This is a genomic window from Microbacterium sp. RU33B, from assembly GCF_900155915.1.
GTDB lineage: Bacteria > Actinomycetota > Actinomycetes > Actinomycetales > Microbacteriaceae > Microbacterium.
Window position 1 is genome coordinate 106,686 of sequence record NZ_FTPO01000001.1, and the last position, 18,251, is coordinate 124,936.

Below are 18,251 nucleotides of genomic sequence, written 5' to 3' on the forward strand. Positions count from 1 at the left end.
GGCCGGTCCTCCCGATCGGGGCGTGCGTGACACAGACTGAGTTTCGACAGCTGCCGGGAACACATCCAATCCGCGCAGCCGACGCTGACGAACAGCACTGTGAGAGGCATCCTCGATGCGAGGGCGCTCGCACGGCGACGGAAGGAAACCATGGGAATCGGGACGGCATTCCGGCGGTTCGAGCTCGACACCCGCCCCATCCACCCCGACACGCGTCGGGCCCTGGATCGACGCTGGGCGGAGCTGCCCGAGCACGTGAAGACCCCGAACCAGCTGCTCGGTCGCTGCGCCGTGGGCTGCGAGGGCACCCACGGCGTGTTCCCGAAGTGCAACCTCACGTGCTCGCCGTGCTACCACTCCGCCGACGCGAACAAGGTGCGCATCGACGGCGACCACACCGTCGACAACGTCGCCCGCCAGATGGACTTCCTCCGCGAGGTGCGGGGGCCACGCGCCCACGCCCAGCTCATCGGCGGCGAAGTGAGTCTGCTGTCCGCCGAGGATCACGCTCAGGCGCTGCTCGCGATGCGGGCGGTGGGCCGTGAGCCGATGTCGATGACCCACGGCGACTTCGACTACGACTACCTCCTCGACCTCGTACTGGATGCCGAGGGTCGGCCGCGCTTCGAGAAGGTCTCGTTCGCCGCGCACTTCGACTCGCTCATGCGCGGCCGCCGCGGCGCCGTGCGTCCGCGCAGCGAAGCCGAGCTGAACCCGTTCCGGGAGAAGTTCGCCCAGATGTTCGTCGACCTCAAGCGCGACCACGGGGTGAACAGGTACCTCGCGCACAACATGACCGTGACGCCGTCGAACGTCGACGAGGTCGAGCAGGTCACTCGGGACGTGCTGGAGATGCCCTTCGACATGATGTCCTTCCAGCCCGCGGCGTTCATCGGCGACGATCGTCGCTGGCGCGAGGACTTCGGCGAGGTCACGATCGACGCCGTGTGGGAGCGCATCGAGAAGGGCGCGGGTCACAAGCTGCCGTGGCAGGCCACGCAGTTCGGCGACCCCCGCTGCAACCGCTCGACGGTCGGCATGCGCGTCGGTGGCACCTTCGCACCCCTCCTCGACCCGGAGGACCCGAAGGACATCGCCGCGCGCGACCGCTTCCTCGATCACTTCGGCGGCATGATCTTCGGCGACGTTCCGAAGGGCGTCCTCACCGTCAAGGTCCTCCGCGCGATCGCCGCCCACCCCGGCGACATCCCTCCGCTCATCGGCCTCGCCCGCCGGGTGCTCCGCCGCGGAGGAGGGATCCGCCGCGTGCTCCGTGCGGCGCGGAAGGGGAAGCTGTCGTTCAAGACCTTCGTCGTCCACAACTTCATGGACGCCGAGCAGGTGGCTCCCGCGTGGGACCTCATGGAGAAGGGGATCGTCGCCGACGACCCGCTCCTGAAGGAGACGCAGGAGCGACTCGGCTCGTGCATGTACGCGATGTCGCACCCGGAGGACGGCAGGCTCGTGCCCGCGTGCGTGCAGCACTCCGTGCTCGACCCGATCGAGAACGTCGAGCTGCGCAAGCTCCTGCCGCTGCCCACGACGCGCGACGGCATCGCCCCCCAGGTCGTCGCCCGTCCGTCGGGGCTCACCGCGGTGCGCACCACCGGCCGCGCGGCTTCCTGAGCGCGCCCGATCCGGCTGGTCGCCCCCGCGTCAGCCGGCGACGACGTGGAGGGCGGCCAGGGGGAGCTCCACCGCGACGCGATCGCCCGGGAGGCGCTGCGTCGTTCCGGCCGCCTCCGCGTGAAGCCGGATCCCGCCCGCCGCTTCGAGGATCAGGTCCGAGCGGGCACCCGCCCGCCGCACGTCGCTGACCGTCGCCTCCACCCGGACCGACTCCGACGGCAACGGAGCGGTGAGATCGGCGAGTCCGACATCCTCCTGACGGATCAGGAGCACGGCTTCGCCCTCCTCCGCCGCGCGGCGGAGGAGGGGGATCCGGCCGAGCGCGCTCACGTGCCGATCCCCGATCACACGGCCGGGGATCTCGTTGCGTCCGCCCATGAGTCGCGAGACCTGCACCGTGCGCGGCCGACGGTACGCGTCGGCGACGGTGCTCTCGTGCAGGAGCACGCCGTGGTCCATCACCGCGATGCGGTCGGCGACCCCGGCGGCCTCGTCGCGGTCGTGCGTGACGAGCACGATCGTCGGGGAGACAGCCTGCCGGATCGTCGCGAGGAGGTCGTGCATGTCTGCCCGGAGTGCGGGGTCGAGCGCGCTGAACGGCTCGTCCAGGAGGAGTACGGCCGGCTCGGCGGCGAGGGCGCGGGCGATCGCCACGCGCTGCTCCTGACCGCCGGAGAGCTCGCCCACGCGGCGGTCGCCGTATCCGGCGAGCTGCACCATTCCGAGGAACCGCTCGGCGCGCTCGCGCGCGACCGCCTTCGAGGCGCCGGCGACACGATCGGCGAATGCGACGTTGTCGCGCACCGTGAGGTGGGGGAACAGCAGCGACCGCTGGAACACCATGCCGACGCCGCGGCGTTCGGCGACCACCGCGCCGACGTCGACCCCGCCGATGCGGACCGTGCCCGCGTCCGGCGTCTCGAGACCGGCGATCACGCGCAGCAGCGTGCTCTTGCCCGAACCGCTGCGGCCGAGGACCGCGGTGCATGCGCCTGCTGCGACGGTGAGCGAGAGGTCGTCGAGAGCGACGGCCTCCGCGCCCGGGAAGCGCTTGGCGAGACGGGTGAGGACGAGATCGGCGCTCATGCGGAGACCCTCTCCTGGGGTGACGGCCGAACGGCCGGACGCGGGGTGTCGGGGGGAAGCGGGGCGAGAGGACCTCCGACGGATGCCGCCCGGCTCCGGCGTGCTGCGGATCGGCCGCGTCCGAGCGACAGTGTGGCGATGAGGAGCACGACGGGCGGCACCACGGCGGCCAGCGACATGACGGCGACCGCGGCGTCGTTGCCGAGTCCGGCGGCTGCGCCGGCGACCACGAGCGGAAGGGTGACCAGCTCGCCACCGCCCACGATGACGGTCACGATGTAGTCGCTCCACGCCACGAGGAAGGCGAGGAAGGCCGCGCGCGCGAGCGCCGGGGCGATCATGGGCAGATGCACGCGACGCAGCATCTGCAGCCTGCTCGCGCCCAGCAGCCGCGCCTCGTCTTCGTACCCGCGGTCATAGGCGCCGTACGCCGTCCGCATCACGAAGGCCGTGTAGGGGATCGCCAGCACCACGAGCACCAGCACCACCCCGATCACCGGCGGGACGAAGGCGCGCAGCAGCAGGACGTTGACCCCGAGCACCGCGGCGAAGGGCGGGAGCGCGATCGGTGCGAGCAGGAGTGCGGAGACCGCACGGGGGAAGGGCACGGCGCCGAACGTGAGCGCCCGCGCCGCCAGCGCGCCGATCGGCGTCGCGATCGCGGCGACGGCGAGTCCGAGGGCGATCGACCGGGCGAATGCGGGCCACGCGCCGAAGCCCGATGCGTCTTCGATGCCCGTGAACCCCCACGCGGTCGGAAGCGGAGAGGGATACGACCACGCGTCGGCGAACGACCAGAGCAGGAGCGGAAGGAGCGGGAGTGCGAACCAGGTGATCAGGAGCGCGCTGACGAGGATGCGGCCCGCTCTGCCGGCCCCGCGGGAGGCCGTGAGCGCACTCTGCGCCGGGCGGCTCATCGCCACGCCGCCGTCCGCCGGAGTGCTCCGAAGGTGGTCGCGACGACCGCGAGGGCGATCGCGGAGGTGACGACCGCGACGGCTGCGGCTTCGGGGCGGGAGTCGAGCGAGACGCCCTGGAAGAGACGGACGGCCAGCACCGGAAGCGGCTCCGGGTAGGTGCGTCCGAGGAGCCAGGCCACCTCGTACGAGCCGAGGGCGTACACGAATCCGATCGCGCCCGCGATGATGATCGACGGCAGCGTGAGCGGCAGCAGCACGTGGCGGAAGCGCTGCCACCGGCCGGCGCCGAGGAGCGCCGCGCTCTCGTCGTACGCCGCGACCCGCGTGGCCAGCGTGCCCGTGACGACGAGGGCGACGAAGGCGGACTCCTTCCAGGCGAACTCCGCGACCACCGCGGTCCACCATGGCCCGCCCACGAACGCGGGCCATGCGTCCGGCGCGATGCCGAGCAGCCGCGGGAGCACCCCGGCGTCGGCCAGGAGGAGTCCCACGGTGGCCGCCCCGATCAGATGCGGAATGGTCACGGTCACGGCGCCGAGCCCCGCCACGATGCGGCCGCCGAGCCTCCCCGAGACGATCACGATCGCCGCGGCCGTGCCGACGGCGACCGCGATCACGGTCGAGGCGGTCGCGATGCCGAGCGACACGCCCACCGCCGCGGCGAGATCGTCGGGGTGCGCGGTGAAGGCATCGAACCCCGGGCGGGCCGGCCCGGCGATCGGCAGCAGTCCGAGAGCCTGCACCACCGTGGCGCCGAGGCCGCCGACGACGACGATCGCGGTCACGACGACCGCGGGCAGGACCAGCAGCGCCCCCCGCCGACGCTCCGCGCGCGTGCCGGCGCGGGGTGCGACGGGGGCGAAGCTCATCGGCTCAGCACGTTCGTGCGCCAGCCCTCGTCGAGAGCGGGCACCCACGCGGCCGAGAGCTCGCCGTGCGCGTTCCGAGACAGCACTTCGTATCCGGGGACGACGGGCGACTGCGGCAGCTCGTCGAAGAGCGCCCGGTCCTCGGCATCCAGTCCCTCGATGTCCAGGACCGTGAACTGGCCCCACACGTCGGGCTGCGCCTTCGCCACCTGCTGCGGGACCGACAGCGCCACGTTCGCGACGACCATCGCGCCCGCGGTCGCGTCGGAGTTGATCGGAAGGCCGAGGAAGCTGGCGTTTCCGACCGTGCCGTCCTCGAGCGGGAGGACGGTGGTGCCGGGCGGGTACGTGCCGTCGGCCACCAGGTCGGTGAGGGTCGCCGGACCGTAGGTCATCGTCATGTCGATCTGGCGGTCGGCGAAGAGCTGGCCGAGCTCGGCCTCGTTCGCCGGGTACGTGTCGCCCCCGCGCCACAGGCTCGGCGCGAGCTCGGCGAGGCGGTCGTAGAGCGCCGGGGCCAGTTCGTCGAAGGATTCCTCGGAGAACTCCGCCGGCACCTCGTCGGCGCCGCCCGAAACGCTCGCGAGCACTTCGCGGAGGAAGACCGAGCCGGTGAAGTCCGGCGGCGCGGGGTAGGTGAACCGGCCCGGGTGGGCCTCCGCCCACTCGAGCACCTCCGCCATCGTCGTCGGCGGGTCGGTCACGGCGTCCGCGTTGTAGGCGAGCGTGAACTGCGCCTTGTGCCAGGGTGCCTCGCATCCGTCCACCGGGGTGCCGAAGTCGGACTGCAGGAGCGGGTCGCCGGGGTCGGTGTTGGCCATCGAGGGCAGGAGGTCGGTCCACCCGCAGAGCCACGCGTCGGCCTCGCGGCCGGTGCGGAAGTTGTCGCCGTTGACCCAGATGAGGTCGACCGTGCCGTCGGCGCGGCCCGCCTGCAGCTCGGTGAAGACGCGGTTCAGGGCGTCACGCGTGTCGGTCACGGGGACGCGCTCGAGCGTCACACCGTACTCCGCGACGGCCGGGGCAAGGATGTCGTCGACGTAGGCGTTGCCCTGGTCGTCGCCCCCGTACATCCAGAGCTGGACGGTCTGCCCTTCGGCGTCGGCCAGGACCTGGTCCCAGTCGTCGTACGACGCCGAAGCGGAGCCCGCCGGCGCGGCACAGCCGGCGAGGGCGATCATCGGCACGGCGAGGACGACGGCGGCGGCGGTGCGGATGGTGCGGGGACGGGCGCTTCTCACGGCGGACTCCTCGGGGACGAGCGGGCCGGAAGGCACACGCTGGACTAGGGTATGGGAGATCGGAAAGGACGCTGTGCAGGCTGATGACCCGGGTTCGCGGCCCGTCCGATCCACGCGCTGGGCGGTCGCCCGCCTGTTGCTTCTCCTTCTGTTCGTCGCCCTCGCCGCAACGGTTGGGTTCCTCTTGGCGCCCACGGATGTCGAGGTGATCCGGGCGGCCGCGGCCGAGTGGGGCTGGGCGGGCGCGCTCGTGTTCCTCGTCGGCTACGCCGCGCTCACCCTGACGCCGGTGCCGAAGAATCTGCTGGGCATCGCTGCGGGCGTGGTGTGGGGATTCTGGGTGGCGCTCGTGCTCGTTTACGTCGGCGCCCTCCTCGGCGCGGCGGCCTCCTTCGTCATCGGGCGCGCGCTCGGCAGGGAGGCCGTGGAGCGCCTGACCGGCGCCCGCGTGGCCCGTCTGGACGAGGTGCTCGCCCGACGGGGATTCCTCGCCGTGCTCGGTGCCCGGCTCATCCCCGTCATCCCCTTCACCCTGATCAACTACGGCGCGGGGCTGACGGCCGTCCGTCGCCGCGACTATGCGCTCGGCACGGCGATCGGGATCCTTCCCGGCTCCGCCGCGTACGTCGCGCTGGGCGCCTACGGCTTCGAGCTCGGACCGCCGTTCTGGATCGCCCTCGCGGCCATCGGCGTGCTGTCCATCGCGGGGATCGTCGTCGGCGCCGTCGTGCGGTCGCGACGACAGGGTGCTGCCCCCGAGACGGGGGCGACGGATGCTTGACCGATCGCTGCGCGGACTGCTGTCGCGCCCCCTCGAGGCGATGGCGGCCGCCGTGGACCGCCCCGGCATCACCCCGGACGGCTTGACGATCACCGGGCTCGTGCTCGGCCTCGGATCGGCTGCCGCTGCCGGATTCCAGCTGTGGTGGGTCGCCCTCGCGCTCTGGCTCGTCTCACGGGTCGCCGACGGACTCGACGGAACACTCGCCCGCCGCCGGCGTCGACGGGCGAGCACGGATGCGGCATCCGCACCGTCGCATGCCGGTGGCTTCCTCGACATCACCGCCGACTTCGTCGTCTACGGCGCCACGGTCGTGGGCGTCGCGTTCGGGGCGACGGCGGGCTACGGCGCGCCCTGGTGGCCGTTCCTCCTCGTGCTCCTGGCGTACTACGTCAACGGGACGGCGTTCCTCGCGTTCTCCTCGATCGCCGAGCGCACCGGACGCACGATCGACGACGGCCGCTCCCTGTCGTTCCTCGGCCGCATCGCCGAGGGCACCGAGACGATCGCCGTGCACGCGCTCTGGCTCATCCTGCCGTTCTGGGCATGGCAGATCGCCCTGGTGTGGGCGGTGTTCGTCGCCGTGAGCGCGGTGCAGCGGATCGTCGCGGGCTACCGAGCGCTGCGCTGAACCGGGTCGCCGGTCGCCCGGGGGTCAGTCGCTCCGGCTGCGACGCCGACGGTGGAGGCCCGCGAGCACCCGGATGCCCCGCGCGACGATCCCGGATCGCAGACCGCGCTGGGCCTCGCCCACGACGGCGTTCCAGCCGGCATCGGAATAGGTCGGGTAGGCGTGGGTCGTGGTCGCCAGCCGGGTCGCGGTGAGCCCGGCGCGCATCGCCGTCGTGTACTCGGCGAGGGACTCCCCGGCGCGCGGGCCCACGATGCTGGCACCGCGGATGCGCCCACGCCGGTCGACGACGATCGCCGTCCGCCCGCTCGTCTCGCCCTCCGCGATCGCCCTGTCCACCTCCGCGTGCTCCTGGACGAGCACGCGGAAGCCCCGGGCGCGGGCGTCGTCGGGGGAGACCCCCACCGCGCCGACCTCGGGAGAGGTGAACGTCACCCGCGGCACGACCTCCAGATCGGCCGTGCGCGACAGGCCGAGGACCGCGTTGGTCGCCGCGGTGCTGCCGAACACGCCGGCGGTGTGGGTGAAGCGGGGGAGCGGCGTCACATCGCCGGCCGCACGGATCCGGGGGTGGGATGTGCGAAGCGCCGCGTCGACCGCGATCGCTCCGGCCTCGTCGAGCTCGACCCCCGCCGCGTCGAGTCCGAGCCCGGCGGTCACCGCCCGCCGGCCCAGCGCCGCCAGCATCCGATCGAACGGCACCTCCTCGCCCGTGCTCAGACGCGCCGTCCCCCTCGGCGAGGGGTCGCCACCGTCGGCGCCGCGCAGCTGAGTCACGGTCGCCTGCAGACGGACCTCGACGCCGTCGGCGCGCAGGGCGTCGAGGACGAGTGCGCTCGCGGCGGCATCCTCCCGGGGGAGGAGGCGCGGACCGCGGTGCACGAGCGTGACGGTGCTCCCCAGACGCGCCATCGCCTGTGCGAGCTCGCACCCGATCGCCCCGCCGCCGACGACGAGGAGACGGGCCGGGAGCTCTTCCAGCTCCCAGAAGGTCTCGTTCGTGAGGACCTCGACCGTCTCCACCCCCGCCACCTGCGGGAGGACCGGCGAGCTCCCGGTGGCGATCAGCGCGTCGCGGAATCGGATGCGTTGCCCATCGACGACGACCGCGCCGTCGCCGTCGAAGCGCGCGCGACCGCGCAGCGTGTGCACGCCCGCGGTCGCGAGGGCCTCGGGGGAGTCCACGGGCTGGATGGCGGCGATCGCCTCGCGCACGTGCGCCATGACGCGGGGGAAGTCGACCCGGATGCCGTCGACGTCGACCCCGTAGCGCGCCGCGGTCCGGGCGGCATGGGCCGCATGCGCGGCCGCGATCAGGGATTTGGAGGGAACGCATCCGGTGTGCAGGCACTCGCCGCCGAAGAGCCCCGCCTCGATCAGGAGCACGCGGGCGCCGAGCACCGCGGCGCTCTTGGCCGCCACGAGCCCTGCGCTTCCGGCACCGATGACCACGAGGTCCCACGGGCCGACGGCGGCCGCCCCGGCGGCGTCGAGCGGACGGGCGGATCGGCGTGACGAATCGCTCATCCCCGAAGCCTAGAGTGGACCAGACCCCGGGAGGCCCGATGGCGACGCCGCTGCGGCGATACAGCGCGGGCGCGCGCTGGTACGACGTGCTGTCCGGTGAGCGTTGGGTGTACGGCGCCGGACGCGCGGCGGGAATCGAGCTCCTCGCACCCGCCCGCGGCGACATCGTGGTCGATCTCGGATGCGGCACCGGCCTGAACTTCCCCGCGCTCGCGGCGGCGGTGGGCCGCGAGGGTCTGGTCGTCGGAGTCGATCGCAGCGCCGAGATGCTCGCCATGGCCCGTCGGCGGGTCGCCGACCGCGGCTGGGGGGATCGGGTCCGGATCATCCAGTCGGACGCCGTCGAGCTCGACGAGGCCCGCGTGCGCGCCGTGCTGCGGGCAGAGCGGGATCGAGACCTCGCCGACGGACTCTTCGCGACCTACGCCCTGAGTGTGATCGACCGGCGCGAGGTGGCGTGGGAGCGGGCGAAGAGCGTGCTCCGGCCGGGGGCCCGCGCGGGCGTCGTCGACATGCAGCCGCCGAGGGGCCGGTGGCGCGTCCTGTCTCCGCTGGCCAGGGTCGCCTGCGCGACCGGGGGAGCCGACATCGGCTCACGGCCGTGGCGGATGCTGGAGCGGGACGCCGCCCCCGGCACCGTTCAGCGCGTCGAACGCAAGGGCGGTCACCTCGTCGCCGTCGCCGCCCAGCTGCCCTGAGAGCCGGTCAGCCCGACGTCGCCGGCGATCCCGAGAGGCCGTCGAGGATCGCCTGGATGCGGCGGGCCCGCGTCGGAGCGGTGCCGGCGGAGTCCACGGGAACGAGCCGCCGCCGGCGTGCCGCCGGTTCCAGGCCATCCCACGCGTCACGCGCGCCGGCACTCTCCAGGGCGCTCGCGAGGTCGGCGGGGATCGGCACCTCGCCGGGATCGACGGGAGCCAGACGCCCGGAGACCGGATCGCCGGCCTCGACGCGCATCCGCCGCAGGAGCGGCGCTCCCGCCCACACGAACGTCCCGGAGAAGACGGGGGCGACGGTCAGGGCGAGGTTGACCTCGCATCCCTCGATCTCGCCCTGGACTCGTCGGGTCCCCACCGATCGTGCGGCGTCGACCAGGTCGTCGGGAACGCGGATGACGGTGTACCTGGCGCGGCCCCACTCCATGGGCTCCACAAAGCCGTCGATGGTGTGGAACGGTCCCAGGAGCGGCCACGCGTCACTCATGGTCGAAAGGCTAGTGCGCCCCGACCACGCCGGCGACGGCATCCGTCTGCGACCGATCGCGCGCGATCGCGCGTCCGAGCGCGAGGAGCAGCACGACCATTCCGGACGTGAGCAGGATGTGGCCGACGCCCGCGATCCCCGCGATCATTCCCCCGGCCTCCTGGCCGAGCACCGTCAGGCTGCCGTGCCAGACGAGCATCGCGGATGTCAGGATCACGCCGGCGTTGTACAGCCAGAAGAACCAGCCGAACAGGCGGCTGCGCGACAGGGCGAACAGCTTCTCGAGTGCGAGCACGATCAGCAGCACGACGAAGCCGAGCGTGAGCAGGTGGGTGTGGGCGAGTCCGAGCTGGGTGAACGCTCCCGCGGGGAAGTCGTTGACCTTCGTGAATTCGCGGTAGAACAGGCCGGAGAGCACACCGGCGATCATGTAGGCGAATGAGGCGGAGTACAGGCGACGCATGGGATTCCTTTCGACGTCACCTCCACTCTCGCCGGGGGCGAGGGCGGCGGGATCATCCGAACGGTTGAGATCGACGTCGTCGCGGAGAGGTCACAGCAGACCGCTGTCGCGGGCGACGGCGACGGCACGCGACCGGCTCTCGACGCCGAGCTTCTCGAACAGGTGGACGAGGTGGGTCTTGACCGTCGCCTCGGTGACGAACAGCGTCTTGGCGATCTCGCGATTGGAGGCCCCGGTCTCGAGGAGGCGCAGCACGTCGAGCTCGCGATCGGTCAGACGCACCCGCGGCGACCGCATCACCTGCACCATCCGCGCGGTCAGCTCGGGGGAGAGCACGAGGAGCCCGGATGCGGCGCTGCGGATCGCCGACGTGATCTCCTCCGCCGGTGCATCCTTCAGGAGGTACCCCGCGGCGCCGGCTTCGACCGCCCCCAGGATCTCCACGTCGCGGTCGAACGTCGTCAGGATCACCACGGCGGGCGCCGGGTCGAGCCCACGCAGCTGCCGTGTCGTCTCGACGCCGTCGATGCCGTCGCCGAGCCGCAGGTCGCACAGGACGACGTCGGGGTGAAGATGGCGGGCGAGCGCGACCGCCTCCTCGCCCGTGGCCGCCTCGCCCACGACATCCACTCCCGCGTCCGCGGGGAACAGCGACCGCAGACCCGCGCGGACGATCGGATGGTCGTCCACCAGGACGACCCGCAGCGCGCTCATGCGCGTCCTCCGTCCGCGGCGATCGGCATCGACGCCGAAAGGGCGACGCCGTCGCCCGGTGCACTCTCGATGTCGAGGTCGCCGCCGAGCTCCCGCAGGCGCGCGCGCATGGCCCTGAGCCCGTACCCCGACCCGTCGGTGCGCCGTTCCGCACGTGCGCTCCACCCGGTCGCGTCGAAGCCGACCCCGTCGTCGGCGATGTCGAGGCGGATGCTGTCGCCGGCATCCGCCATCGTCACGACGACGCGGTGCGCGCCCGCATGCGCGCGGACGTTGGCCAGCGCGGACTGCGCCGTGCGCAGCAGCGCGACCTCGGCCCCCATCGACATCGCCGGAAGGGTGTCGTCGATGTGGAGATCGGTGCGGATGCCCGTCTCCTCCTCCACGCGCGCGAGCATGCGCCGCAGCGCGTCGCCGAGCGCCGATCCCTCGAGCTCGGAGGGGGCGAGGTCGTCGACGATGCGGCGCACATCGACGAGGCCGTCGCGGGCGAGCTGGTCGATCTGCGGGAGCACCGCGCCCGCCTCGGCCGGCGGCGCCGCGGACGCGGAGCGCGCCAGCATCCCGATCGACGACAGGGCCTGCGCCACGGTGTCGTGGATGTCGCGCGAGATGCGGGTGCGCTCCAGTCCTGCACCCGACTCCCGCTGCATCCGCGCGAGCTCGTCCTGCAGCTGCGCCGCTTCGGTCTGAGCGCTCACCAGCGACGCGATCAGTCGTCGGCGCTCCCGCCCGTCGCGCACGAGCGCGAGGTAGCCGCGGGCGATCCCGAGGGCGAAGACGCCGCCGACCGTCGGGCCGATCACGTTCGCGTACGACGTCGTCCCCGCGTGGAGCAGAGGGGCGGCGATCACGACCGCCAGGATCGTCACGCTGAAGCCGATCGCCCACGGCAGGGTGAGGATGAATCCCGCCAGCAGCCACAGCGGGAAGGCCAGCCACACGAACTCCGCCGAGACGGCGACCGCGCCGACCCAGATGAGCGACAGGCCGGCAAGCCACCACATCGCGAGGGCCGGATCGCGGGTGCGACCGGTGAGGACGAGGCCGCCGAAGTACCAGCCGGCGAACACGAGCGCCGGCGACAGCGCCCACGGCACGGGGACGCCGTCGGTGATCGCCCGGATCGCGGCGATCACCACGAGAGCGAGGGTGATCGCCGACTGGCCCAGGCGGATCGCCCCGCTCACCGTCTCGGCGCCGCCCGCCTGCCCGCGCGACGCCTCACCCCGCGGTGGTGAGGACGGGCGTGACGTCGACATGCTCCGATTCTTCCGCGTTCCGGGACCGCCCGCCGGTCATCGGCCGGCTCGGCCACCACATCCGATCCCCGAGCAGGGAGAACAGCGCCGGAACGACGAGCGTGCGCACGACGAGCGTGTCGACGAGGACGCCGATCCCGACGATCAGGCCGATCTGTCCGAGCGTGACCAGCGGCAGAAGCCCCAGGGCGGCGAACACGCCCGCCAGCACGATGCCCGCGCTCGTGATCACGCCGCCGGTCGTCGCGAGCGCCGTCACCATCCCCGCGCGCGTGCCCGAGACCCGTGCCTCGGTGCGTGCGCGGTGCACGAGGAAGATCGTGTAGTCCACTCCGAGCGCCACCAGGAACAGGAACGACAGCAGCGGCACCGGGAGGTCGAGGGCATCCCAGCCGAACGCGACACGGCCGAGCCAGGCGCCCGCGCCGACGGCCGCGATCGCGCTGAGCGTGTTCACCGCGAGGAGCACGAGCGGCGCCACGAGAGCGCGAAGGAGGACCACCAGGACCAGGAACGTCACGATCAGGATCAGCGGAGCGATCAGCAGGAAGTCTCGCAGGTTGCCGTCGCGGGCATCGACATCGGCCGCGCCCTGACCGCCCACCAGCGCGTCGGCACCCGTCACCGTGTGGACCGATGCGCGAAGCTCGACGACCAGGGCGCGACTGTCCGGTGTGCCCGGTGCGGGTTCGCCCACCACCGACAGCCGCACGAGGTCGCCATCGGGGCTCGTGCCCGATGCGCTCACCCTCACCACTCCCGTCACGGACTCGGCCGCGGCCGTCACGGCGTCGGCATCGGCGGCGCGCGCGACGATCACGAACGGCTGGGCCTGTCCGGCGTCGAAGTGCGCGGCGAGCACCTCGAGGCCCACCGACGACTCCGTCGGCACGCGGAACTTCTCGACCTGGCTCAGTCCGACGGTCGTGCCGAACAGTCCGGCTGCCATGACCGCGAGGAGGGCGACCCCGCCCGCGAGCGGAAGGAGCGGCCGGAGCACGACCCGGTGCGCCACGGTGCGCCAGACGCGTCCGCGCGAGGTCGTGTCATCGCCCGCGCGCGGTACGGCGGGCCAGAACACCCCCCTGCCGCACACGGCCAGCGCCGACGGGAGGACCAGCAGAACGGCCGCGAGCGCGATGACGAGTCCGAGGGCGCACGCGATGCCGAGACCCCGCGTGCCCGGCACGACGGCGAGCACGAGCGTGAGCAGCGCGAGGACGACGGTGACGTTGGAGGCGACGATCGCCGGCAGCGTTCCCCGCCAGGCGTCGGCGAGGGCGCGACGGTGATCGGCTCGACGGCGAGCCGCTCCCGGTAGCGCGAGATCAGGAGGAGGGCGTAGTTCGTTCCGGCGCCGAAGACGAGCACGCTCACGATGCCCGTGTCGAACTGCAGGCCGAGCGCACTCCCGAGCGCGGTGGTCGTCTTGCTCGCGACCTGGTCGGCGATGCCCACGACGGTGAGCGGGATCAGCCACAGGACGGGGGACCGGTAGGTGAAGATCAGCAGCACCGCCACGATGCCGATCGTCACGAGGAGGAGGGTCAGGTCGGCGCCGTCGAACGACGAGGCGACGTCGACCCCGAACGCCGGTCCTCCCGTGACCTGCACGGTCACGCCGTCGATCTCCGCGCCGAGCACGATCGCCCGGACCTCCTCCACCAGGGCACGCTCGGCCGCCGCGTCGTCGCCCGGCACCGGCGCCGTCACCTGCACGACGGCGGCGCGGCCGTCGTCGCTCGGGAACGGTCCGAGCACGCGAGACCCGTCGACCCCCTCGAGCGCGATCGCCAGCTCGCCGAGTCCGGCGCTCTGCGCCTCCGAGAGCGCCGAGCCGGCCGTCGTGGACGCGACCGCGATCAGCGTCCGCTCGTCGGCATCCGCGAACCCGCTCGTCAGCTCCGCGACCCGAGCCGACTCGGACCCGGGTGGGGCACTCTGATTCTCGGAGGTCATCGTGGCGCGCCCGAAGGCGCCGAGCAGACCGACGAGCACCAGGATGCCGACGATGAGCGAGACCCACGCGCCGCGGCGGGAGGTCAGGGAGCGGGACAGGGTTTCGGAGAGGGAACGCACGTTCCCAGTCCAGTGGTGGTCGGCCTCGGAGCCATCCGTCCTCTCGTCGACTCCGACCTCAACCGAAAGGCTGAGAGCGCGGCGGCCTCGGTTGCTCAGGCGGTGGCGAAGGGCCAGCCCGTGTATGCCTCGGCGAGATAGGTCCGCCCGGCCTCGGACTCCACGATCGAACGCAGTTCTCCGCGCTGGCGCAGACGGTCGAAGTCCGACGCGTCGGGCGAGGCGTGCAGCATGCTCGTCATCCACCAGGAGAAGTGCTGGGCCTTCCAGATGCGCCGGCGCGCGGCATCCGCGAACTCGTCGATGCGACGCTCGTCGCCCTGGAGAAGGAGCGAGCGGATGGCCCGGTCGAGCAGGATCACATCCGCGACGGCGAGATTCATCCCCTTCGCCCCCGTCGGGGGCACGGTGTGGGCGGCGTCGCCGACGATCGCCACCCGTCCCCTGCGCAACTCGTGGGCGACGAAGCTCCGGAACCGGAGGACGTCGCGCTGGAAGATCGGGCCCTCCTCGAGGGTGGTGCCGGGAACTCGTTTCTGCAGCTCGTCCCACAGCTGTGCTTCGCTGTACGCCGCGGTGTCGGTCTCGGGATCGCACTGGAAGTACATCCTCTGCACGGTGGCGCTGCGCTGGCTGATCAGCGCGAAGCCGTCGGGGGAGTTGCTGTAGATCAGCTCGTCCGCGCTCGGCGGCGCCTCGGTGAGGATGCCGAACCACGCGAACGGATACTCGCGCAGGTGTCCGCCGAACCGCGAGCCGGTCACCGTGCTGCGCACCACGCTGCGCGAACCGTCGGCGCCGACGACGAACTCGGCGTCGATCACGACGGGCTGCCCGTCGGCGTCGACCCCGACGACTCGCGGCCGGTCCGTCTCGGCGTCGTCGATCCGCTCGGCCACGATGCCGAAGCGGAGGTCCTGGCCGCCCGCCAGGCGCGCTGCGATGAGGTCCGTGAGCACCTCGTGCTGCGGGTAGAGCCACACGCTGCGACCGACGAGGCTCGGGAAGTCGATCCGGTGCCCCTCCCCGTCGACGCGGAGCTCGATGCCGTCGTGGCGGTGCCCGAGCGAGCGTGCGCGGCTGTGATCGCCGAGCGAGTCGAGGATCTCGACGGTGCCCTGCTCGAGGATGCCCGCGCGGATCGTGGACTCGATCTCCTCCCGCGTGCGGCTGTCGACGACGACCGATTCGATGCCGGCCTCCGCGAGCAGGTGCGAGAGGAGGAGCCCGGCGGGGCCCGCGCCGACGATCGCCACGCGGGTGCGGACGGTGAGGGTCATGTCGTCTCCTTCGACGGCCGGATGTCGTCCGGCCAGTGTGCGGTCGCGAAGACCCGTGAAGGCACGGAACTCCCGTTGAACGGGATCCGGTGTCAGTCGCGGAAACCCAGGGCGCGTTCGATGAGGCGTCTTCCGGCGTGGAGCTCGATGAGCGCCGGTCCTTCGGGATCGTCGCGGCGGAGCACGACGGACAGCGCGGCGACCACGGTGCCGGCCTCATCGCGAACGGGGACGGCGACCCCGGTCGACACGGTCTCGATGAAGCCGGGAGCCACCGCATGGCCGAGCGCGCGCACCTCCGCGAGCTTGCGTCGCAGAACGGCGGAATCGGTGATCGTCTCCGTCGTCAGTCGAGGCAGGGGCGCTGCGAGGATGCGCTCCTGCAGCTCCCGCTCACCGAACGCGAGCAGGACGAGTCCGGAGGAGGACGCGTGCAGGGGAAGCCGGCCGGCGATCCGGGTGATGTTCGCTCCGGAGCCCGGGGCGCTGAGTCTCTCGAGGAACAGCGCCTCGTCCTGTTCGAGGATCGCGAGCTGCGTGTGCTCACGAACGCGCGACTGCACGCGCTCCATCGCGGGCATCGCCGCCTGGCGCAGGCGCAGTGCCTGCGATGAGCGCGTCGCCAGTTCCCAGAGCCGGGAGCCGACGCGGATGCGGCGTTCGTCGTCGCGTTCGAGGAGACCCGCGGCGACGAGCTCTCCCACGATCCGATGGGCGCTCGAGCTCGGGAGTCCTGCGCGGCGGCCGATCTCCGCGGCGGTCTGCACGGTTCGGGTCGGGGTGAAGGTCTCCAGCACGCGGACGAGTCGGTCGGTGATCGAGTCGCCCGAGCGGGAGTTCGCCATCCGGTCAGCATGGCAGGACTCCCATTGGATGGGAAGCAAGGGCGAGTCCGAGGCGGCTCGACTGTGCGCCGACCGCAGTAGCCTCGACGCATGGCCGCATCACCGAACCTCGACGGCCGGTGGTCGTCGACGACTCCCCGGGCGCTCGTCGACGCGCTGCACGGATCGTCGGCGCGCTGGTGGATTTCGGGCGGTGTCGCACTCGACTTGTTCGCCGGCCGGACGATCCGCGAACGCCCGAACCTCGACGTCAGCACCATTCCCCCGCACCTCCCGCGTCTGATCGCGGCGCTGCCGGCGCACTGGAGCGCGTGGGCTGTGCACGAGGGGGCGCTCCGCCCCTGGACGGATGTCTCGACGGATGCCGACGTCCAGGCCGTCCTCATCCGGGACGAGCACGAGGCGACCTGGGTCGTGCGAATCAACGTCGAAGACGGCACGGATGCGGCATGGCTCTACCGGCGCGATCCTCGGTTGCAGCTGCCCTGGGAGCGTGCGGTGCGCGAGATCGACGGCATCCCCGTCGGGGCGCCCGAAGTGCAGCTCGTGTGGAAGGCGCTGCGCCCCCGACCTCAGGACGATGAGGACAAGGACGCGGTGCTTCCGCTGCTGGATGCCGATGCCCGGGCGTGGTGGGAGCGAGCCATCCTGTCGATCCATCCGCACTCGTCGTGGTCGATCCCGGTGCGCACTCCGCGCTTCCCGGCCAAGTCGAGCTGGAATCGCTCCTCCCGCTAACCGGGGCGATACTCCTCGGCGGCGACCGCGCCGACGACGACCGAGCGGAACCACTGCTGAGCCGGAGACAGGCTCGCCTCGCTGCGCGTGTAGACCGACACCGGTGAGCTCGTTCCGGGCCAGGGCAGTTCGGCGATCCGCAGATCGGGGAACCAGCCGCAGAAGACCTCCGCGACGTGGCGCGGGAGCAGGACGACGAGGTCGGTGGTCTGCAGCACCGCGGGGACGCTGGCGTATTCCTCCACGGAGAGGGCGACCTGCGGCATCAGTCCATGCTCGATCAGCGACTGGAGGGGATACGTATGGCCGCCGCGCGCGGATACGCGCACGAACCGCCGCCCGGCGAACATCGGGGGCGCAGTGGAGGGCAGCGGGTGCTCAGCTGAGCAGAGGGCGACGTACTCCACGCTGCGTACGGGTGTGCGCCACAGGCGCGGTGTCGCCAGCAGGGACACGGTGATCGCGAGGTCGACGGCGCCCCGGATCAGACCGTCCTCGACGGAGTCCGCGTCGAGTCGCTGCACCTGGAGGTGCACGCGGGCGGAGGAGTCGGACAGCGCCGACATGAGCGGCGGAAGGAATGTCTGCTCGCCGATCGAGGTGAGGGCGAGGGCGATCTCGCCGGCGAAGTCGGCGGGGTCGAACTCCTCGGGATCGTTCACGGTCGCATCGATCTGAGCGAGGGCCTCGTGCAGCGGACCGAACAAGCGGGTCGCGTGCGCCGTCGGGACCATCACGTTGCCCTCACGGCGGAAGAGCTGGTCGCCGAACCGAGCGCGCAGTCGCCCGAGGGTGTAGCTCACCGTCGGCTGCGTGACATGGAGTCGCGCCGCCGTCGCCGAGACGCTGCGGAGCTCGTAGAGCACCACGAACGTGCGGAGCTGATTCAGATCGGCGAGAACCATGTATCGATCGTATCTATGAGGCGGTGGCGTGGAATCTATTGGACTGACATCCTCGGGTCGACCTACTCTCGACGGGAG

At 72.2% G+C, this 18,251-nt stretch carries 18 protein-coding genes and 2 pseudogenes; 5 read left to right on the plus strand and 15 right to left on the minus strand.

What is annotated here, in order from left to right; genetic code table 11:
- Positions 1-150 precede the first annotated feature (150 nt).
- Positions 151-1,626 carry a radical SAM domain-containing protein gene (locus B0B14_RS00515; protein WP_076679489.1) on the plus strand — a complete coding sequence of 492 codons (1,476 nt, stop codon included), beginning with the start codon at positions 151-153 and terminating at the stop codon, positions 1,624-1,626.
- Positions 1,627-1,656: 30 nt separating this feature from the next.
- On the opposite strand, the gene B0B14_RS00520 is transcribed toward B0B14_RS00515, so the two are convergent.
- From B0B14_RS00520 to B0B14_RS00535, 4 genes are read right to left on the minus strand one after another with little or no spacing between them, the layout of a single operon-like run.
- The gene (locus B0B14_RS00520; RefSeq protein WP_076679490.1) at positions 1,657-2,715 is read right to left on the minus strand and encodes an ABC transporter ATP-binding protein; all 1,059 of its coding nucleotides are present in this window, start codon (positions 2,713-2,715) and stop codon (positions 1,657-1,659) included.
- A complete protein-coding gene (locus B0B14_RS00525; protein WP_083710440.1) occupies positions 2,712-3,632 on the minus strand; it encodes an ABC transporter permease in 921 nt (306 codons plus the stop codon). Before B0B14_RS00525 ends, B0B14_RS00520 begins: the two co-directional genes overlap by 4 nt.
- Entirely contained in the window at positions 3,629-4,504 is an 876-nt protein-coding gene (locus tag B0B14_RS00530; RefSeq protein WP_083710219.1) for an ABC transporter permease, read from the minus strand. The genes B0B14_RS00525 and B0B14_RS00530 overlap by 4 nt, the downstream gene beginning before the upstream one ends.
- A complete protein-coding gene (locus B0B14_RS00535; protein ID WP_218642059.1) occupies positions 4,501-5,745 on the minus strand; it encodes an ABC transporter substrate-binding protein in 1,245 nt (414 codons plus the stop codon). Before B0B14_RS00535 ends, B0B14_RS00530 begins: the two co-directional genes overlap by 4 nt.
- Before the next feature lie 136 nt (positions 5,746-5,881).
- Between B0B14_RS00535 and B0B14_RS00540 the strand changes: the two genes are divergently transcribed.
- Both B0B14_RS00540 and B0B14_RS00545 read left to right on the plus strand, forming a co-directional pair.
- Positions 5,882-6,526: a TVP38/TMEM64 family protein gene (locus tag B0B14_RS00540; RefSeq protein ID WP_256714196.1), complete on the plus strand. Its 645-nt coding sequence runs from the start codon at positions 5,882-5,884 to the stop codon at positions 6,524-6,526.
- Positions 6,519-7,157 (plus strand): CDP-alcohol phosphatidyltransferase family protein, encoded by a 639-nt coding sequence (locus B0B14_RS00545; RefSeq protein WP_076679492.1) that lies wholly within the window; start codon positions 6,519-6,521, stop codon positions 7,155-7,157. Before B0B14_RS00540 ends, B0B14_RS00545 begins: the two co-directional genes overlap by 8 nt.
- A gap of 24 nt (positions 7,158-7,181) precedes the next feature.
- Here the strand turns inward: B0B14_RS00545 and B0B14_RS00550 are convergent, their stop codons facing one another.
- Positions 7,182-8,684, minus strand: a complete 1,503-nt coding sequence (locus B0B14_RS00550) for a dihydrolipoyl dehydrogenase family protein (RefSeq protein ID WP_083710223.1) — start codon at positions 8,682-8,684, stop codon at positions 7,182-7,184.
- A gap of 14 nt (positions 8,685-8,698) precedes the next feature.
- Here B0B14_RS00550 and B0B14_RS00555 point away from each other — a divergent pair, with 14 nt between their 5' ends.
- On the plus strand, positions 8,699-9,382 hold the full coding sequence (locus B0B14_RS00555) for a class I SAM-dependent methyltransferase (protein ID WP_143733591.1): 684 nt from the start codon (positions 8,699-8,701) through the stop codon (positions 9,380-9,382).
- Positions 9,383-9,389: 7 nt separating this feature from the next.
- Here B0B14_RS00555 and B0B14_RS00560 read toward each other — a convergent pair whose 3' ends face one another.
- From B0B14_RS00560 to B0B14_RS00590, 9 genes and pseudogenes are all read right to left on the minus strand, one after another.
- Complete coding sequence (locus B0B14_RS00560) at positions 9,390-9,887, minus strand: YdeI/OmpD-associated family protein (RefSeq protein ID WP_179085239.1); 498 nt, start codon at positions 9,885-9,887, stop codon at positions 9,390-9,392.
- Between the two features lie 10 nt (positions 9,888-9,897).
- Positions 9,898-10,350: a DUF2871 domain-containing protein gene (locus tag B0B14_RS00565; protein WP_076679495.1), complete on the minus strand. Its 453-nt coding sequence runs from the start codon at positions 10,348-10,350 to the stop codon at positions 9,898-9,900.
- Positions 10,351-10,440: 90 nt separating this feature from the next.
- A complete protein-coding gene (locus B0B14_RS00570; protein ID WP_076679496.1) occupies positions 10,441-11,064 on the minus strand; it encodes a response regulator in 624 nt (207 codons plus the stop codon).
- Entirely contained in the window at positions 11,061-12,326 is a 1,266-nt protein-coding gene (locus B0B14_RS00575) for a sensor histidine kinase (protein ID WP_083710226.1), read from the minus strand. The genes B0B14_RS00570 and B0B14_RS00575 overlap by 4 nt, the downstream gene beginning before the upstream one ends.
- Entirely contained in the window at positions 12,289-13,275 is a 987-nt protein-coding gene (locus B0B14_RS16870; RefSeq protein WP_306169503.1) for an MMPL family transporter, read from the minus strand. The genes B0B14_RS00575 and B0B14_RS16870 overlap by 38 nt, the downstream gene beginning before the upstream one ends.
- A gap of 96 nt (positions 13,276-13,371) precedes the next feature.
- Positions 13,372-13,806 (minus strand): annotated as a pseudogene (locus B0B14_RS16875) (MMPL family transporter); the annotation flags it as partial.
- Positions 13,689-14,285 (minus strand): annotated as a pseudogene (locus B0B14_RS16880) (MMPL family transporter); the annotation flags it as partial. The pseudogenes B0B14_RS16880 and B0B14_RS16875, both read right to left, overlap by 118 nt.
- Before the next feature lie 215 nt (positions 14,286-14,500).
- Positions 14,501-15,685 (minus strand): 4-hydroxybenzoate 3-monooxygenase, encoded by a 1,185-nt coding sequence (locus B0B14_RS00585; RefSeq protein WP_076679497.1) that lies wholly within the window; start codon positions 15,683-15,685, stop codon positions 14,501-14,503.
- 92 nt (positions 15,686-15,777) lie between these two features.
- Positions 15,778-16,530, minus strand: coding sequence for an IclR family transcriptional regulator (locus B0B14_RS00590; RefSeq protein ID WP_076679498.1), 753 nt, complete (start codon positions 16,528-16,530; stop codon positions 15,778-15,780).
- Positions 16,531-16,620: 90 nt separating this feature from the next.
- Here B0B14_RS00590 and B0B14_RS00595 point away from each other — a divergent pair, with 90 nt between their 5' ends.
- On the plus strand, positions 16,621-17,268 hold the full coding sequence (locus tag B0B14_RS00595) for a nucleotidyltransferase domain-containing protein (RefSeq protein ID WP_076679499.1): 648 nt from the start codon (positions 16,621-16,623) through the stop codon (positions 17,266-17,268).
- Here B0B14_RS00595 and B0B14_RS00600 read toward each other — a convergent pair.
- Positions 17,265-18,173: a LysR family transcriptional regulator gene (locus tag B0B14_RS00600; protein ID WP_076679500.1), complete on the minus strand. Its 909-nt coding sequence runs from the start codon at positions 18,171-18,173 to the stop codon at positions 17,265-17,267. The genes B0B14_RS00595 and B0B14_RS00600 overlap by 4 nt on opposite strands.
- Positions 18,174-18,251 lie beyond the last annotated feature (78 nt).

Bases quoted from the DNA above. Each gene is read 5' to 3' on its own strand.
- B0B14_RS16870 (WP_306169503.1), bottom strand. From the start codon at position 13,275: ATGGCAGCCGGACTGTTCGGCACGACCGTCGGACTGAGCCAGGTCGAG.
- B0B14_RS00550 (WP_083710223.1), bottom strand. From the start codon at position 8,684: ATGAGCGATTCGTCACGCCGATCCGCCCGTCCGCTCGACGCCGCCGGG.
- B0B14_RS00595 (WP_076679499.1), top strand. From the start codon at position 16,621: ATGGCCGCATCACCGAACCTCGACGGCCGGTGGTCGTCGACGACTCCC.
- B0B14_RS00515 (WP_076679489.1), top strand. From the start codon at position 151: ATGGGAATCGGGACGGCATTCCGGCGGTTCGAGCTCGACACCCGCCCC.
- B0B14_RS00545 (WP_076679492.1), top strand. From the start codon at position 6,519: ATGCTTGACCGATCGCTGCGCGGACTGCTGTCGCGCCCCCTCGAGGCG.
- B0B14_RS00525 (WP_083710440.1), bottom strand. From the start codon at position 3,632: ATGAGCCGCCCGGCGCAGAGTGCGCTCACGGCCTCCCGCGGGGCCGGC.
- B0B14_RS00520 (WP_076679490.1), bottom strand. From the start codon at position 2,715: ATGAGCGCCGATCTCGTCCTCACCCGTCTCGCCAAGCGCTTCCCGGGC.
- B0B14_RS00585 (WP_076679497.1), bottom strand. From the start codon at position 15,685: ATGACCCTCACCGTCCGCACCCGCGTGGCGATCGTCGGCGCGGGCCCC.
- B0B14_RS00600 (WP_076679500.1), bottom strand. From the start codon at position 18,173: ATGGTTCTCGCCGATCTGAATCAGCTCCGCACGTTCGTGGTGCTCTAC.
- B0B14_RS00560 (WP_179085239.1), bottom strand. From the start codon at position 9,887: ATGAGTGACGCGTGGCCGCTCCTGGGACCGTTCCACACCATCGACGGC.
- B0B14_RS00590 (WP_076679498.1), bottom strand. From the start codon at position 16,530: ATGGCGAACTCCCGCTCGGGCGACTCGATCACCGACCGACTCGTCCGC.
- B0B14_RS00570 (WP_076679496.1), bottom strand. From the start codon at position 11,064: ATGAGCGCGCTGCGGGTCGTCCTGGTGGACGACCATCCGATCGTCCGC.
- B0B14_RS00530 (WP_083710219.1), bottom strand. From the start codon at position 4,504: ATGAGCTTCGCCCCCGTCGCACCCCGCGCCGGCACGCGCGCGGAGCGT.
- B0B14_RS00575 (WP_083710226.1), bottom strand. From the start codon at position 12,326: ATGTCGACGTCACGCCCGTCCTCACCACCGCGGGGTGAGGCGTCGCGC.
- B0B14_RS00565 (WP_076679495.1), bottom strand. From the start codon at position 10,350: ATGCGTCGCCTGTACTCCGCCTCATTCGCCTACATGATCGCCGGTGTG.